At 65.6% G+C, this 16,698-nt stretch carries 15 protein-coding genes; 1 reads left to right on the top strand and 14 read right to left on the bottom strand.

The genetic code is table 11. The annotated features are described in order from the left end of the window. Positions 1-240 precede the first annotated feature (240 nt). The 12 genes from ACSZPK_RS01575 to ACSZPK_RS01520 form a co-directional block, all read right to left on the bottom strand. Positions 241-1,581 carry a TolC family outer membrane protein gene (locus ACSZPK_RS01575; protein ID WP_437879646.1) on the bottom strand — a complete coding sequence of 447 codons (1,341 nt, stop codon included), beginning with the start codon at positions 1,579-1,581 and terminating at the stop codon, positions 241-243. Beyond that, complete coding sequence (locus ACSZPK_RS01570; protein ID WP_437880257.1) at positions 1,578-2,873, bottom strand: HlyD family type I secretion periplasmic adaptor subunit; 1,296 nt, start codon at positions 2,871-2,873, stop codon at positions 1,578-1,580. Before ACSZPK_RS01570 ends, ACSZPK_RS01575 begins: the two co-directional genes overlap by 4 nt. A 20-nt stretch (positions 2,874-2,893) precedes the next feature. After that, entirely contained in the window at positions 2,894-4,687 is a 1,794-nt protein-coding gene (locus ACSZPK_RS01565; protein ID WP_437879645.1) for a type I secretion system permease/ATPase, read from the bottom strand. A gap of 164 nt (positions 4,688-4,851) precedes the next feature. After that, positions 4,852-5,421 carry a heme acquisition protein HasA gene (locus tag ACSZPK_RS01560; protein ID WP_437879644.1) on the bottom strand — a complete coding sequence of 190 codons (570 nt, stop codon included), beginning with the start codon at positions 5,419-5,421 and terminating at the stop codon, positions 4,852-4,854. Between the two features lie 106 nt (positions 5,422-5,527). Then, positions 5,528-8,548 carry a TonB-dependent hemoglobin/transferrin/lactoferrin family receptor gene (locus ACSZPK_RS01555; protein WP_437879643.1) on the bottom strand — a complete coding sequence of 1,007 codons (3,021 nt, stop codon included), beginning with the start codon at positions 8,546-8,548 and terminating at the stop codon, positions 5,528-5,530. Between the two features lie 293 nt (positions 8,549-8,841). Then, positions 8,842-9,834: a FecR family protein gene (locus ACSZPK_RS01550; RefSeq protein WP_437879642.1), complete on the bottom strand. Its 993-nt coding sequence runs from the start codon at positions 9,832-9,834 to the stop codon at positions 8,842-8,844. Positions 9,835-9,902: 68 nt separating this feature from the next. Continuing rightward, positions 9,903-10,406, bottom strand: a complete 504-nt coding sequence (locus ACSZPK_RS01545) for an RNA polymerase sigma factor (protein WP_437879641.1) — start codon at positions 10,404-10,406, stop codon at positions 9,903-9,905. A 134-nt stretch (positions 10,407-10,540) separates the two neighbouring features. Further along, positions 10,541-11,176: an SCO family protein gene (locus ACSZPK_RS01540; RefSeq protein ID WP_437879640.1), complete on the bottom strand. Its 636-nt coding sequence runs from the start codon at positions 11,174-11,176 to the stop codon at positions 10,541-10,543. 43 nt (positions 11,177-11,219) lie between these two features. After that, positions 11,220-12,107 (bottom strand): heme o synthase, encoded by an 888-nt coding sequence (cyoE, locus tag ACSZPK_RS01535; protein ID WP_437879639.1) that lies wholly within the window; start codon positions 12,105-12,107, stop codon positions 11,220-11,222. A gap of 31 nt (positions 12,108-12,138) precedes the next feature. Further along, entirely contained in the window at positions 12,139-13,194 is a 1,056-nt protein-coding gene (locus tag ACSZPK_RS01530) for a COX15/CtaA family protein (protein ID WP_437879638.1), read from the bottom strand. A gap of 277 nt (positions 13,195-13,471) precedes the next feature. After that, on the bottom strand, positions 13,472-14,038 hold the full coding sequence (locus tag ACSZPK_RS01525; RefSeq protein WP_437879637.1) for a hypothetical protein: 567 nt from the start codon (positions 14,036-14,038) through the stop codon (positions 13,472-13,474). After that, positions 14,019-14,795, bottom strand: a complete 777-nt coding sequence (locus tag ACSZPK_RS01520) for an SURF1 family protein (protein ID WP_437879636.1) — start codon at positions 14,793-14,795, stop codon at positions 14,019-14,021. The genes ACSZPK_RS01525 and ACSZPK_RS01520 overlap by 20 nt, the downstream gene beginning before the upstream one ends. On the opposite strand from ACSZPK_RS01520, the gene ACSZPK_RS01515 reads away from it, so the two are divergent. Further along, entirely contained in the window at positions 14,794-14,997 is a 204-nt protein-coding gene (locus ACSZPK_RS01515) for a twin transmembrane helix small protein (RefSeq protein WP_437879635.1), read from the top strand. The two genes, ACSZPK_RS01520 and ACSZPK_RS01515, sit on opposite strands and share 2 nt — an antisense overlap. 9 nt (positions 14,998-15,006) lie before the next feature. Here the strand turns inward: ACSZPK_RS01515 and ACSZPK_RS01510 are convergent, their stop codons facing one another. Continuing rightward, positions 15,007-15,894, bottom strand: a complete 888-nt coding sequence (locus ACSZPK_RS01510; RefSeq protein ID WP_437879634.1) for a cytochrome c oxidase subunit 3 — start codon at positions 15,892-15,894, stop codon at positions 15,007-15,009. A 10-nt stretch (positions 15,895-15,904) separates the two neighbouring features. Beyond that, a complete protein-coding gene (locus ACSZPK_RS01505) occupies positions 15,905-16,450 on the bottom strand; it encodes a cytochrome c oxidase assembly protein (RefSeq protein WP_437879633.1) in 546 nt (181 codons plus the stop codon). Between the last annotated feature and the right edge of the window lie 248 nt (positions 16,451-16,698).

Genomic DNA, 16,698 nt, shown 5'->3' with positions numbered 1-16,698 from the left:
TTTTGTCCACCATTGGCGGCGCAGAGCAGTGGACTCGCTTCGCGCTGTCCACCCTACGAACTGAGTGGCTGAAACGAGGTAGGAGCGGACGTTCGTGCGATGACCAGTCATACGCGGTGTGTTTTAACCGTCATTCCCGCGCAGGCGAGAATCCAAATGCGTCGAGTCTTCTGGATTCCCGCCTTCGCGGGAATGACGATTGAGTGTGGACAGGGTGTTCGTGGAACGTCCGCTCCTGCCTCAAAGCTGCCCGCTAGGCTCTGGGAAATAGCCACTCAGGCGCTGCAGGTCCGCGTCGTTCAGCGTCCCGGCCAGGTAGTGCAGATCGAGCCAGGCGCGCAGGTAGGCGTGGCGGGCTTCGGCCAGGTCGCGGCGGGCGCCGTGGTATTGCTGTTCGGCGTTGAGCACGTCGAGGTTGACCCGCTCGCCACCGCTGACGCTCTTGCGCGTGGCTTCGATCAGGGCGCTGGCCGAGTTCACCGCCAGTTCATAGGCGCGCACCTTGGCCTGGCTGCTGGCGCACAGGTTGAACTGGCGACGCAGCTCGTTGAGCACGCCGTTGCGCTGGGCGTCCAGCTCGAACTGCGCTTGCTCGTAGGAGGCCGAGGCCTGGCGCCGCGCCGCCGAGGTGCGGCCGCCGGCGAACAGCGGCAGGCTGAACTGGATGCCGATGCTGTCGGTGTCGTACTTCTGGTTGTAGGTGCTTTCCGAGTCCGATTCGGTCTTGCGCGTGGTCGCGTACAGGCCGAGGGTCGGCAGGTGGCCGGCGCGTTGGCGTTCGATTTCCTGCTCGGCCACTTCCAGGCCGTGGCGCTGGCTGGCGAGGTCGGCGTTGTGCGCCATGGCCAGGTCGCGCCAGGCCTCGAAGCGTGTCGGCGCGAGTGGCACGACCTGGAAGCCATTGGCCAGCGGTGCCAGTTGCGGCAGGTCGACGGGCTCGCCGGTGATCGCCTGTAATTCGCGCAAAGCAGCGTCCAGCTCGTCCTGGGCTTCGATCTCCTGGGCCAGGGCCAGGTCGCGGCGGGCCTGGGTTTCCAGCAGGTCGGTGCGGGTGCCTTCGCCGGCCTTGAAGCTGTGCCGGTTGAGTTCCAGTTGCTCGCTATAGGCACGGCGCTGGGCGCGCGCCAGTTCGATCTGCTCGCCGGCCAGCAGCGCCTGGCTGTAGGCCTCGAACAGGCGCACCGCCAGCTCCTGGCTGCGCCCGCGCAAGCGCTCGTCGGCCAGCGCGGCCTTGGCCACGCCCTGCTGGTACTCGGCCCAGGCGGCGTAGTCGAACAGCGGCTGCTGCAAGGTCAGGCCGGAGGAATAGCTGTCGTAGTCACGTTCGACCGAGGTGCTGCCGGAGCTGACCTTGGAGTCGTTCTGCGCCTTGCGGTAGCTGTACGACAACGACGGCAGCAGGCCGGCGCGGCCGATGGCGAGGTTCTCGCGGCCGGCTTCGTGTTCCTTGGTCGCCGCCTGGAAGGTCGGGTCGTTGCGCAGGGCCAGGGCGTAGGCGTCCATCACCCCCAGTGCCGAGGCTTGGGCGGCCATGCCCAGCAGCAGGGTGCCACAACACAGCGAGACGAGCGGCCGCATCATTCTTCCACCAGGGCCATGTGGGTGCGGTCGGCGAGTGGCTTGAACAGGTAGTTGAGCAGCGAGCGTTCGCCGGTGCGCACGAAGGCTTCGACCGGCATGCCGGGACGAATCACCTGGCCTTGCAACTGGCGCAAGCCTTCCTCGTCCACCTGCACCCGCAGCTTGTAGTAGGGCTGGTCGGTCTTCTCGTCGAGCAGGCGGTCGGCGGAGACCAGCGTGACCTTGCCATCGACCCGGGGGGTCTTGCTCTGGTTGAAGGCCGAGAACAGCAGCTCCACGTCCAGGCCGGGATGCAGCTTGTCGACCAGTTCCACCGGCACCTTGGCATCGACCAGCAGCGGCGCGTCCCGGGGCACGATTTCCATGAGGGTCTGGCCGGGGGCGATCACGCCGCCTTCGGTGAACACGTCGAGACCGACCACCACGCCATCCACCGGCGCGCGCAACTGGGTATGGGCCAGTTCGAATTCGGCGCTGCGCAGGCGGCTGCCGAGGTCGTCGGCTTGCAGGCGCGCCTCGGCCAATTGCTGGCGCACATCGCGTTGGTATTCCTCGTGGCGCTGGCCCAGGCGCAGGCGCAGTTCCAGCACCTGGCGCTCGGTGCGGCCGATGTTGCCGATGTCCGAGGAGATGTCGCCGTTGAGCTGGGCGTACAGGCGTTCGCTTTCCAGCAGACGATTGCGCGCCACGTAGCCTTCGCGCGCCAGCTCGCGCATGCCGCTCAGTTGTTCCTGCATGCTGGCGCGCTGCGCCTCCTTGCTCGCCTTGGCCGCGCGCAGGCCGTCGAGCAGGGCGCGGTTGCCGGCAATGCTTTCGTCCATGCTGGCCAGTTCCATGCGCAATGCCGCGCGGCGGTTGTCCAGCAACTGCTGTTGCAAGGCCAGGCTGGTGGCGATGCGTGGATCGTCGTCGCCCGCCAGCTCGCGCGGCGGCGTGAGGGTGGCGAGATCATCGCGCTCGGCCTCCAGCCGTGCCGAACGGGCCAGGGCATCGATGCGTTGGACGAACAGCGACTCACGCTGGGCGGCGGCTTGAGTGGCGTCGACCTGGACCAACAGTTGACCCGCCTGCACTGCATCGCCATCGCGCACCAGCAAGCGTTCCAGCACACCGCCGCCGGGATGCTGCACGGCCTGGCGATTGCCGGCGACGACTACGTTGCCGCTGACCGCGACGCCCTTGTCCAGGGGCGCCAGCGCGGCCCAGGCGATGAAGCCACCGAAGCCCAGGAGCAGCAGCCACCAGCCCATCCTCGAATAGCGGCGCTCGTCGATGGGCAGCACCTCGGCCATCGGCTGGACAGTCTGTGGATTCACGATGCGGCCTCCTGTTCCTTGCCACGCATGCCGCTGCCATAGCTCATGCTGAAGCTCGGTGCCGCGCGCAACGGTGCAGCGGCTACGGGCGTCGGCGAGGCAGGCTTGGCCATACCGTGCTGCAACTCCTGCAACACGCGCTGGGCCGGGCCGAAGGCCTGCATCTGCCCGGCGCGCAGCACCAGCAATTTATCCGTGCCGGCCAGCAATGCGGGTTTATGGGCGATCAGCACCAGCGTGCGCCCCTGGCGCTTGGCCTCGGCGATGGCCGCCAGGAGCGCCTGCTCGCCCGCCTCGTCGAGGTTGGCGTTGGGCTCGTCGAGCACGATCAGCGCTGGCAACCGGTACAGCGCACGAGCCAGGCCGATGCGTTGCTTCTGGCCACCGGACAGGCCGCTGCCGTTCTCGCCGAGCAGGGTGTCGTAGCCGTCGGGCAGGCGCAGGATCAGCTCGTGCACGCCGGCCATTTGCGCGGCTTCGATCACGCGCTGCGGGTCAATCTCGCTGAAGCGGGCGATGTTCTCGGCGATGCTGCCGGCGAACAGTTGCACGTCCTGGGGCAGGTAGCCGATGTGCGGGCCAAGGGCCTGGCGATCCAGTTGCTGCAGGTCGGCGCCATCGAGGCGCACCTTGCCGGTCTGTGGCGCGCCGACGCCGACCAGCAGGCGCGCCAGCGAGGACTTGCCGGAACCGGACGGGCCGATGATGCCGAGCACTTCGCCGCGTTCCAGGCTGAAGCCGACATTGACCAGGCAGGGGCTGCGGCCACCCGGCGCGAAGGCACTCAATTGTTCGACCTGCAGCGCGCCGGTGGGGGCTGGCAATGGCATGCCGTTGCTGCGCGCGGGTTGCGCCTGCAGCAAGGCGACCAGGCGCTCGTAGGCCAGGCGGGTCTGGCTCCATTGGCGCCACACGCCAAGCACCTGATCGATGGGCGCCAGTACGCGCCCCATGAGGATCGAGCCGGCGATCATCATGCCGGGGGTGATCAGGTGGTCCAGGGCCAGCCAGGCGCCCAGGCCCAGCACCAGCGATTGCAGGGCCAGGCGCAGGTATTTCGAGGTGGCGCTGACCCAGGCGGTCTGCTCGCTGGCGTGGTTCTGCCGGGCGAGGAACGCTGAATGCTGGGCGAACCAGCGCTGGCGCAGGGCGCCGAGCATGCCCATCGACTCGATCGCCTCGGCCTGGCGCAGGTTGGCGGCCGCCTGCTGGTTGGCGTTGAGCGACAGGTTGCCAGCCTCGGCCAGCGGCGCGCGGGTCAGGCGCTGGTTGAGCCAGGTGAGGAACACCAGGGTCACGGCGCCGCCGAGGGCGAGCAGGCCGAGCCAGGGGCTGAACAGGCTGATGACCCCCAGGTAGACCGGGAACCACGGTGCGTCGAAGAAGGCGAACAGCGCGTTGCCGGTGGCGAACTGGCGCAGGCTGGCCAGGTCGCTGAGGGCCTGGGCCGATGGCTGCCGGCCATTGCGCAGATTGGCGTCGAAGGTCGCCTCGAACACGCGTGCGTTCAGGCGCATGTCCAACTGCATGCCGAGGCGGATCACCAGTTGGCTGCGCACCCATTCCAGCACGGCGGCGAAGACGAACAGGCCGATGACGATCAGGGTCAGCATCAGCAGGGTCATGGCGTTGCCGGAGGCCAGCACGCGGTCGTAGACCTGCAGCATGTACAGGGCCGGCACCAGCATCAGCAGGTTGATCACGGCGGAGAACAGGCCGACGTTGACCAGGCCGGCGCGACACGACTTGAGTGCCTGCAGGATCTCGTTGACGGGGGATGGCGCGGCCATGGCGGTTCCTCGACGATAGGCGGCGCCCGCGTGATTGACGCCAGGGCGGGCGCTGCCCAGAATTCGCTGCCGCCACCACCCTGGCCTTGACAACTCGGGTGGCGACGGCGTCAGCAAAGGCGAACGGGATGGCACACTCCGTTCGCTTTTTTATTGCCTGAAGATCAGGCGGCGAGCAGCAGTTCGGACTCGGTGAACGAGGACGAGCCGCTGGTGAGGATGTCGCTGCTGATGCCCGCGGCGTCGAGCAGCGCCAGCAGGCCACCGTCGTTCACCGTGCCAGCACTGTCTTCGGCGCCCTGGACGGAACCGTTCATCAGTCCCCAGATCACGTCGTGCACCGCGTTGTCGCGGCCGGTTTCGCTACCGGAGGTCAGGTCGTCGAAGTTGAAGGTGATGAACGGATCGCCCACGGTGCCGTCGGTGTTCAGGTAGGAGCCGAGGGAGATCGACTCCACGGTGCCGGTCAGCGAGTGGGCGCTGAAGTTGTACGACAGGCTGCCGTAGGCGGAGAAGGCAAAGCCTTCGCCGTTGGCCTGCGAATAGGTGTCGCCGGACAGGCCGGAGGCTACGCCGTTGTTGTAGAAACCACCGGTGTTGATGCCGCCTGGGTTGTTGTCGTCATGCTCGCCTGCGGCACCATTGGTTTCGAAGTCCAGCAGCAGTGTCCGCAGGCTCTGGCCAATGAAGTCATCGGAGTATTCGGTGGAGTTGAAGGTGTAGGTAATGCTCATGTATTTCTCCATAAACTAGAGGTTTGAATAGTCCGGTACGCCACCATGCGTACCCATTACTTCGGCGCGCTCAAGGCGCCCCCTTTTCCGGCCTGGAATCCAGGCATCAGAAATTCACTTCCAGCCCGGCCATCACGGTCCTGCCGGTGCCGTAGGACTTGGAAAAAATGTCGGAATAACCGCTGACGTAGCTGCGGTCGCGCAGGTTCTCCACCGTGGCGCGCAGCATCACGTTCTGGTTGATGCGCAAGCTGGCGAACAGGTCCCAGGTGATGTAGCTGGGCCATACGTCGTACTCGTATTCGTCCGGGCCACCGGCTGCGCTGTAGTTCAGGCGGGTGCCCACTTCGAGGGCCTGGTTGAACCAGCGTGTACCGAACACCCAACTGCCGCGATCCATCGGCACGTTGCGCGCGCTGTTCATGCCGAACACGGCCATGTCGCCGCAGAGCTGCTGGTTGTCCAGATAAGCCTCGTATGAGGCGTAGCCAGCGGCGATGGCCGCCTGATGCTCGGCCGGGTAGACACCGTTTTCGTCAGGCATGTCGCCACGCTTGTAGCCGCTGCCCAACGGGTAGGTCTTCTGGCAGAAGTCGTTGTTGCCGCCGATGACGTGGGTGTAGTTGACGCCGCTGTACCAGCGCCCCGCGTCATAATCCAGCTCGAATTCCAGCCCGCGGAACTTGGTGTCCAGCAGGTTGTTGACGAACATGGTGTTGCCGAGGCCGGCAACATAACCGGGCATGATGTTGACGATGGACGTCACCATGTAGTTGTCGACCCGGGTGTCGTAATAAGCGACCTTGGTGTTCAGTTTGTCGCCGTTGCTGATGACATCCTGGAACGCCAGGTTGAAGCCTATATCCCAGCTACGCGAGGTTTCCGTTTCCAGGAACGGGTTGGGCAGCATCGTGGCGAACGGATCGCTGGGATGGTTGCCCTGCATCAGGCTTTCGGTAAGCGCTGGCGGACGCCAGGACTTGCCCCAGTTGCTGAACAATTCCAGCCAGTCCGTTGGGCGGTAGGCCAGCGACAGGCTTGGCAGGACTTTGTGCTCCTGCTTGTCGACGTTGTAATCGTCCATGCTGTTGACCGACATCCATTGCGGCCGGAAGCGGGAATCGGTCAGGTAATTGCCGAAGGTCGTGGGGTCGTTCACATAACCTTCGTACGGGATGATGTTCGCGCAATAGGTCTGGTAGCCCGGTCGCGTCGCCTGGGAGCACCATAGGCGATAATTTCTGAGGTTGTTGGCGAGTACCGCCTGGGCTCGGCTATAGCGATCGACGTACGTCCATTCGGTGACTGGCAAGCGCGTCTTGCCCTTGAGCTGGTAGTGGTCGTAACGCAGGCCACCGGCAATGGTGTAGGTCTCGTTTTCCCACTTCAGGTTGCCGAAGGCGCTGGCGATGCTGCGCTTGCCGTTGGGGTTCAGCGAGTTGTCCGCCGTCCCGCTGATGTCCGCGCCCTCGCGTACCTTGGTGGTCGTCGAGCTGCCCTTGTCCTGGAAGTACTCCAGGCCATGGTTGAAGGAGAATCCCTCGACGCCTGCCACGGCGAAACGCGCGGTGTTTTCCAGGGTGAAGCCGTAGGTCTTGATCGAGGTGTCGGTTTCGTTGCCATAACCACGCTCACACGCCGTGACGTAGTCATCCTGTATCGGATTCTGGTTGCACACACCGATCATCCAGGCCAGCTCGGTCCAGTTGGTGGTGCCTCGGTACTCGGGGCGGCCCGCTGCGGTTTCCCGCTGGTTGCTGGTGTCGACGTAGTAGAGCTTGGCCTTGAGGTCGATCAGGTCCGAGTCGGGGTTGAAGCTGTAGTCGATGCCATAGGACTTCGACTCGGCCAGGGCGTCGCCGTACTTGATCCAGGCCTCGTCGCCATCCAGCGCCTGGGCGGTCGACTGGTTGATCACGCGGCGGTCGGAGACGTTGTTGTAGCTGATCTCGGTGCCGATGTAGGTGAACTGCAGCGATTGCTCGGGCGTGAGGTGCAGGCGCAGCTTGAACAGGTCGGAGTCCTGCTTCTGGTCGGAGAACTTGACCCGGTCGACCACCTGTTCCGCCACCGCGTTGTTCGCGCCGTCCTGCACGCCGCTGAGCAGGAAGTCGAAGTTCTCCTTGCGCCGGCCTGGCTCGTAGTCGCCGAAGTTGCGCTGGCTCTTGGCGACCAGCACTTCCAGCGCCTCGCCCAGGCGTCCGGCCAGCGCTGCGCTGCCGATGAACTTGACGCCGTTGTCGTAGCCGCCGACGCCGGTCATGCCGCGCAGGCGCACGCCGAGGTCATTGCCGGGCAGGATGATGTCGTCATAGCCCAGGGTGCCGAAGTTGGCGCTGCCGGCTATCGCGCCCGCCCCGTGCACACCCGAGCTCGGGCCCTTTTCGATGACGACTTCGCTGATCAACTCCGGGTCGACATAGAGCTGGCCATTGCGCTGCTGGTGGCCATTCTCGTTGAAGTTCTGGCGCATGCCATCGATCATCGTGTTGACCCGGCCGAAGTCCTGCATGCCGCGGATGTTCACCGACAGGCCGGGGTCCTGGGCGCTGACCGCGCTGTACACACCGGGTGTCTCGACCAGCATGTCGGCGGCATGGCGTGGTGGGTTGCGGTCCAGTTGCTCGCGGGTGATCACGCTGACGGCCTGGGGCGTGCGGTAGATCCAGTCGTTGCTCTTGTCGCGGATGGCCTCGATGTGGGTCGTGTCGATCTCGACAGCCTCGGTGCCGCTGGCCAGGCGCTCCAGGTTCACGCGTTTGTTACCGGCGAAGCCGTAGCTCACGGGCAAATCGCCGAGCAGCAGGTCGAGGGCCTGGCGCGGAGAGTAGCGCCCCTTGACGGCGTGACTCTGCAGCCCAGCCAGCTTGCCACTGTCGAAAAACACCTCGATGCCCGCCTGTTCGGCGAAGGCGATCACGGCACTGCCCAGGGGCTGGGCCGGGATGTTGAATTCGACCTGCTGGCTTTCGCTGCTGGCGGCCACGGCCGGGCTGGTGGCCTGTTCGGCCTGAGTGGTGGCGCTGTAGGTGAGTATCGCGCCGATCACCAGGCTGCTCGCCAGGCCGACCGAGCGGCAGGCCGGTATGGCCCTGGCGACTTGATGACGTATTCCCTTGTTGCTCATCGACTCTGCTCTTTCGCTTTTAGTGGTAATGAAAATCACTATCGACAAAAGTGACGATGCAGCGCGGAAAACTCAGTAAGGGATTGGCGAATTATTTTTCCGGGGCTCGCAACATCCCCGGCTCAGACCGTGTGAAAACGTAGCGAGCGAAGGTCAGGCAAGGCAAAAAACAGCGAAAAAGCGCAGTTTACGAGCTGTAAATGAGCATTTTGACTGGGCTGGCATTCCAGCTGTTTTTTAACGCCGCATGGCCGAGCGCAGTAGTTTTCACACGGTCTGGGCTGGCGACGCTTTCAGTAGATCAGACTAAGACTCGCCAGCTCCTTGTGCCGGGCACGCAGTTCGGCGCTCAGGCGCGGTACGGCGCTATCGAGTGAGTCGAGGCGGAACACACCGCTGACCTTGCGCTCGGCCAGTTGCCGGTTGCTGATCAGGATATGGCCGCTGCGGTAGCGGTTGAGCGTGTCGACCACCGTGGCGAGTGGCACCTGGTCGAAGATCAGCAGGCCGCGCTGCCAACTGGTCGCCCGGTTCAGGTCGCGCGGTTCGAGGCGGGTGATGCCGTTTGCGGAGCCGTAGCGTGCACTCTCGCCTTCTTGCAGCACGTCGCGGGCGAGACCGCTGTGCGGCGGTTCGAGCAGGGCCAGTTCGACGCTGTGTTCGAGCACGCCGACCCAGGCGCCGTCGTCGGCTTCGCTGACCACGAAGCGGGTGCCGAGGGCGCGGGTGGTGCCGCCAGCGCTTTCGACGATGAACGGCCGCGATTCGCCGGCGCCCATCGGCGCCACGCGAAATACCGCATCGCCGCGCAGCAGGCGGATGCGCCGCTGCCGGTCGTCGTAGGCCAGGTCGATGGCGCTGCCGCTGTCCAGCTCGACGCTGCTGCCATCGGGCAACTGGATAGTGCGCACCTCGGTACGGGTGACGTAGTCGGCGCTCAGCTCGATCAGCAGGTTGGGCGCGAAGGTGATGCCCAGCCAGGCGAACGCCGCCACAGCGGCCACCCTGCTTGCACGCTGCCAGAGTGGTCGGCGGCGGCCGCGCTGCGGGCGTGCCGCTGGCTGCGCCGGGGCGAGCGGCAGCGGCGGCGTGAGTGGGCCGAGCTGACCGAGCTCGGCCCAGGTGGCCTGGGCGAAGTCCAGCGCGGCCGTGTGCCGTGGGTCGCGTGCGCACCACTCCTGCAGGGCGAGGGCGAGTTCCGGGTTGATGTCGTCCGCGGCAAGGCGCACCGCCCAGTCGGCGGCCTCCTCGCGAATCGCTTGCTCTCGCGGGTCGGGGTGGGTCACGGTCGTCTCTCGGTTCTTGGTTATGTCGATACTGACGTCTGACGGCCCCGAACTCAGTAAGCCGTCTGTCATCGTGGTTCCTGCAGGCGCTGCATCACATGGGCCAGGGCCTTGGCCAGATGCTTCTGCACCGAGCTGTCGGAAATCTCCAACTGGCGGGCCACTTCGGCGTGAGTCAGGCCTTCCAGGCGGTTGAGGCGGAAGATTTCCCGCGTCTTCTCCGGCAGTTCGGCGATGGCGGCATGCAGGCGACGACGGTGCTGTTCGACGGCGGTCTCTTCTTCGACGCTGGGGCGCTCGTCGAGGATTTCGGCCATGGCTTCGTGGGGCACGCTGTCGGTCTTGCGCCGCAATTGCTGGCGTACGTGGTCGATCAGCAGGTTGTGCGCGGTGCGGTAGAGGTAGGCCGGGGAGTTGTCGATGTGTTCCCGGTCCTGTTGTTCGGCCAGACGCAGGAAACTCTCTTGCACCAGATCGGCGGCCAGCTGGGGGTCGCGGCTCTTGCGCAGGAGGATGTTTTGCAACGCCTTGGCGTGTTTCTGGAACAGGCCTTTGATGTCCGAGTCAGACAACGCGCGAACCTCGGGCGGGAAAGGAGGCGCTATCTTATTTTCGGATGAGAATATTTTTCAATTGGAAAATCATCCAGCCGCTGCAAGTCTCAAGCGGCCAGAAAAAGCGCCCTGTCTTGACGCTTGACGCTGTTCTACGAGCCAGAGATCAGCCCCGGTAGCTGCCTGGCCAGTTTCTCGACGTTGATCGGCGCCCGAATGAAGCCACGCTGGGTGCCGTCCGGGCCGAGGACCACCAGGTTGCCGCTGTGATCGACCGTGTAGCCGGGCTTGCTGGTATCGGCCGGGATGAAGGGGATGCTCACCGCGCTGGCCAGGGCCTGGATCTTGTCGGTCTCGCCGGTCAGGCCGATGAAGCTCGGGTCGAAGTAGCCCAGGTATTGCTTGAGCTGGGTCGGCGTGTCGCGGCTCGGGTCGACGCTGACCAGCACCACGCGCAGGCGCGCCTGGTCCTCGGGCTTGAGCTGGCTGCGCAACTGGCGCACCTGGGCCAGGGTGGCCGGGCAGATATCCGGGCAGAAGGTGTAGCCGAAGAACAACAGGCTCCACTGGTCCTTGAGCGCATTCACCTGCACCGGCGCGGCGTCCTGGTTGGTCAGGCCGATGTCCGGCAACGTGCGGCTCTGCGGCAGGAGGACGATGCCGGCGTCGAGCAGCGCGGCCTTGTCGGTGCCATTGCCGCCGCTGTTGAGCACCTTGTTGACCGCCAGGCCGAGAACCAGGGCGATGATGGCGATGAGGATGAAGACGGTCTTGTGGGTACGGGTCATGGGAAGGCCTTGGGCACGCGATTCGGCCGCCAGTCTACCCCCTTCAGACGAAGTAATGATCGACCAGCAGCGCAATGAACAACAGGAACAGGTACCAGATACTGTACGTGAAGGTGGCGATGGCGGCCTGTGGCCGGCTGTCGCGGTAGAGCACCCAGGCCCAGTACAGGAAGCGCCCGCCGAGCACCACGGCGCAGGCGAGGTAGAGCGGGCCGCTCATGTGGATGGCGAAGGGCAGCAGGGTCACCGCAAAGAGGATCACGGTGTAGAGCAGGATGTGCACCTTGGTGTAGTGCTCGCCGTGGGTCACCGGCAGCATGGGGATGTCGGCCTTGGCGTAGTCGGCCTTGCGGTGGATGGCCAGGGCCCAGAAATGCGGCGGCGTCCAGGCGAAGATGATCAGCACCAGCAGCAACGGTTCGGCACTCAGTTGGCCGGTCACCGCGACCCAGCCGAGCAACGGTGGCGCAGCCCCGGCGATGCCGCCGATGACGATGTTCTGCGGCGTCGCGCGTTTGAGAAAGCCGGTGTACAGCACGGCGTAGCCGAGCAGCGAGGCGAGGGTCAGCCAGGCGGCCAGCGGGTTGCTGAAGGCCAGCAGCAGGGCCTGGCCGAGCAGGGCCAGGATCAGGGCGAAGACCAGCGCGGCAACGGGGGACACACGGCCGGCGCTGACCGGGCGTTTGTGGGTGCGGGCCATCAGCGCGTCGATGCGCCGGTCCACTACATGGTTGACCGTCGCCGCCGCGCCGGCACACAAGGCGATACCGAGGTTGCCGAACAGCAACACCGTCCAGGGCACGCCGGCGCGGGTGGCGAGGAACATGCCGACCAGCGAGGTGATCAGCATCAGCAGCACGACCCTGGGTTTGGTCAGTTCGAGGTAGTCGCGCCAGGTGGCGGTCGTCTGGATCTGTGTGGTGATGTTCATGACGGTTCCTTCGTTGCGTGCGCGCAACGCCTTACACCCGCGCCATCTGCCGCGCCCTTGCCGGCATGCGCACCGGCGCCCGTGCGCGATGCCGCGCAGGCCCTGCCCGCAAGCGATAGTTGACCAGCACCACCGCCAGCAACAGCAGCGCCCCACCTACGTTGTGCCCCACGGCGACCGCCAGCGGCAGGTGGAACACGATATTGCTGAGCCCCAGGCTGACCTGCATCGCCAGTGCTGCGAGCAGCAGCGCAGCCAGGCGCCGCTGGCCACAGGCGAACAACCGCCAGGCCAGGGTGAGCAGGGTCAGGCTCACCAGCAGCGCGCCGATGCGATGGCTCAGGTGAATCGCCGTGCGCGCTTCGCTGTCGAGCTGGCCGCCGAGGTAGTTGGGGCCGATGTGCTGGGTCAGGTGGAAGCCGTTGGCGAAGTCGGCCTGCGGTAGCCATTCGCCGTGGCAGGTCGGCAGGTCGACGCAGGCCACCGCCGCGTAGTTGGCGCTGACCCAGCCGCCGAGGGCGATCTGCATGATCACCACGAGCAGGGCCAGGCCGGCGAGAGGCCGCAGGCCCGGCGCAACTATCGGCAAACGCAGGCTGCTACCGGACAGGCGCAGGGTCAGCAGGAACAGCAGCGTGAGGAGGGTGAAGCCGCCGAGCAGGTGGGCGGTGACCACTTGCGGCCACAGTTGCAAGGTCACCGTCCACATGCCGAACGCGGCTTGCCCGACCACCGCTGCGCAGGCCAGCAGGGGCAGGTAGAGCGGCTGGCCATTACGCCCGTTGCGCAGCAGCGCCTGGATCGCCAGGACGCCGATCACCAGGGCCAGGCAACCGGCGAAGTAGCGGTGGATCATCTCGCTCCAGCCCTTGTGCGCCTCGACGGGGGCGTGAGGGAAGTTGGCCTCGGCGTGGGCCAGTTGCGCTTCGCTCTGCGGCACGCCGAGGAAGCCATAGCAGCCCGGCCAGTCGGGGCAGCCGAGGCCGGCGTGGGTCAGGCGCGTGTAGGCGCCGAGCAGGATCACGACCAAGGCGAGCAGGGTGGCGAACAGGGCCAGGCGGTGGCCGGGCAGGGCATGACGGTTCATTCAGGCACCTCCTAGGGTCTGTTGCCGTTTCGTCGCGACCGCGCCGGAGCCAGTTTTTACACGAGGCGAGGCGCGAGATGCGAAGTTTAGTGGGCTAAATGAGCCATCGAGTAACGCTGCATCGTGTAAAAACTGGCCCGGCCCTTCGGGTTGTGCGAGAAATAACCCCCGCTGTCGTTGCAGGACTTGGTAAGGGAACGACCATTGCCTGCGTCCTGCGCCTAACCGGGGGCTATTTCTCGCGACAACGCGGCTTGCGCCGAAACGGCAACAGACCCTAGCCAATCTGCGACAGCTTCAGCAGCAGGCGCAGATCTTCGAGGATCGCCTTGCCCTTGACCGTGGCGTCGTAGCGCAGCACCAGGTTGCCGTGCGGGTCGACGATCCACAGTTGCGTGCCCTGGGCGGTTTTTTCATAGGCGGCACGGTCGAGCGCGTAGCGGCCCAATTGTGGGTATTCGCGTTGCAACTGGTCTCTGTAATCGGCCGGCAACGCTTCGCTGCTGGCCAGGCCATGGCGGGCGCGCAGGGCATCGCGATTGAGGCCGATGTTGATCTGCCGCGCGGTGTACACCAGTTGCCGGCAGGTGTCGTCGCAGGTCCCCGGCGCGGTCACCAGCAACTGCCAGCGCGCATCGGCGGGGGCCTGCACGCCGATGTCGGCCAGGGTACGGCCATCGCCGATCAGCTCGCCGTCGTAGTTGCGGCCTTCCGGCACCCAGAATTGCAGCTTGTACATGGCCGTGGCGAGCAGCATCGGGCCGATGGCGACCAGCAGGATCAGCAGCAGTTGCAGGCGCCCGAGGGCGCGTCGCGCAGGGGCTTCAGGCGTCAGGGTGTGCATGGCGGGACTCCCTTGCGTTGCGCAAACCGAGGTAGACGTAGAGGGCGAACAGGGTGGTGGCCAGGGCGAACCACTGCACGGCGTAGCCGATATGGCGCTCCGGCGGCATGGCGATCAGCGCCCACTCGGCGCGGTAGGTGAACGGGCTGGGCTCCAGGCGTACCTCCTGCTCAAGACCCTCGCGGTCGAGTTGCTGCCAGAGCGCAGGCGCGTCGATCCGTGTGACCAGATGCGGCCAGCCAGCCTGGGCCGCATCGGCGCGCAGTTGCAGGCTCTTGCCGGGTGGCACGTAGACCTCGCCGGTCAGGTGCAGCAGGCCGCCGGGCGTATCGAAGGCGGGCGAGGTGCGCCGGTCCGGCCAGGGCAGCCAGCCACGGTTGACCAGCACCCAGCGGTCGCTGGCCTGGTCATGGAACGGTTGCAACAGTTCGACGCCGGCCTGACCATCGCGAATGCTGTTGTCCAATAGCAGGCTGTGGCTGGCGTCGAGGCGCCCGTGCAGATGCACGCGCATGCCGGCCGGGTCTCGGACGTCCTGCAACGCTTCGACAGGGACGGGCGCGGCGGCCTGGCGGGTGGCGTGGCGTTGCTCCAGCGCCCGCTTTTCTTCCGCCCGCGACAGTTGCCAGCCGCCCAGGCTGACCAGCACGGGCAGCAGCACCAGCACCACCAGCGTCGGCAGCACGCCCGGGCGGAACAGCGGGCGGCGGATGTCGCTGGCTACACTCTGCAGAGCCATCCCACGGGAGTCACGCATGCTCAAGGTCGCTATCCTCCTCATGCTGCTGGCCACGCTGATCAGTCTGTTCAGCGGCCTGGTGTTCCTGGTCAGGGACGAGAGCCGCAGTTCGCGCCTGCTCACCTCGTTGACCCTGCGTGTGGTGCTTACCCTCATCACCCTGGCGCTGATCGCCTGGGGCTTTTTCAGCGGCCAACTGACGCCGCATGTCACGTGGTGATGCGTCGTTTCAAATCACGTAGACGAAGATGAACAGTCCCAGCCAGACCACGTCGACGAAGTGCCAATACCAACTGGCCGCTTCGAAGCCGAAGTGTTTTTCCGCATCGAAGTGGCCCTTGACGATGCGCACCAGCATCACCGTCAGGATCAGCGCGCCCATGGTCACGTGGGCGCCGTGAAAGCCGGTGAGCATGAAGAAGGTCGCGCCGTAGATGCCCGAACCGAGGGTCAGGCCCAGCTCGCTGTAGGCCTCGTGGTACTCATAGGCTTGCAGGATCAGGAAGCCGATGCCGAGGGCGACGGTCAGGCCCAGCCAGCGCTTGAGCGCGGCGCGCTGGTTCTTTTTCAGCGCGTGATGGGCGAGGGTCACGGTGACGCTGGAGGTGACCAGCAGCAGGGTATTGATCAGCGGCAGGTGCCAGGGGCTGATCACCTCTTTCGGGCCGGGGAACAGCTTGGGATCGGGCGTGTTGATCAGCGGCCAGGTGTACTCGAAGCCGGGCCAGAGCATGTTCGCCACGCCCTTGCTGCCCTCGCCGCCGAGCCAGGGGCCGGCCCAGGTGCGGATGTAGAACAGCGCGCCGAAGAAGGCGGCGAAGAACATCACCTCGGAGAAGATGAACCAGCTCATGCCCCAGCGGAACGAGCGATCCATCTGCGGGCTGTACAGGCCGGCGTGGCTTTCCTTGATCACGTTGCCGAACCAGCCGAACAGCATGTAGGCGATAAACAAACCGCCGATGAAGAACAGCAGCGGCCCGTGGGATGCTTCGCGCGCGGCCTTGAGGTCGTTGAACCAGGTTGCCAGGCCGTACACCGTGATCAGCAGGCCGAGGGTGGCGATGATCGGCCACTTGCTCTGGGCGGGAACGTAGTAGGGCTGATGGCTGGACATGGCGGTTTCCTCAGCGTTTGGCTTGCGCATGGGGCGGTATGCGCGCCGTGACGTCGAACAGGGTGTAGGCCAGGGTCAGGTGGCGGACGTCGGCCGGCAGGTCGCGGTCGACGATGAAGCGCACCGGCATCTCGATGCGCTCGCCGGGTTGCAGCACCTGCTGGGTGAAGCAGAAACATTCGGTCTTGTGGAAAAACGCCGCGGCCTTCGACGGCGAGACGCTGGGAATCGCCTGGGCGGTCATGGGTTTGTCGGTCGGGTTGGCGGCGACGAACAGCATCTGGTTGCTGGCCCCAGGGGCGACCGTGATGTCGTCGGCCTCGGGGCGGAATTCCCAGTTCATGCCGGCGGCATTGGTCGCCAGGAATTGCACGCGCACCTGGCGCGTGGCGTCCTCCGCCTGGCTGCCCTGGTAGGCGCCGGCGGTCTTGCCGTTGATGCCGAAGGCCTGGCACATCACGTCGTAGATCGGCACCAGGGCGAAGCCGAAGGCGAACATCGTCACCACCACCAGCAGCAGGCGGGTGACCAGGCGGCGGGTGGATAGCTCAGTCATCGAGCACCTCCCGTCCACCGCAACGCCGCGATGGTGGATGAAAAGAGCGTCATCCACCCTACATACGCGGCATGGGTTGGATTGCGTGTTTTTCGTAGGCGCGAGGTAGGGCACGACAACGCCGCTGTTCGTAGGGTGGACGACGCTTCACCCGTCCACCGCAACGTCGTCATGGTGGATGAAAAGAGCGTCATCCACCCTACATACGCGGCATGGGTTGGATTGCGTGTTTTTCGTAGGCGCGAGGT

Source organism: Pseudomonas sp. LRF_L74, from assembly GCF_965644255.1.
GTDB lineage: Bacteria > Pseudomonadota > Gammaproteobacteria > Pseudomonadales > Pseudomonadaceae > Aquipseudomonas.
This window is presented reverse-complemented; position numbering and strand designations above follow the sequence as displayed.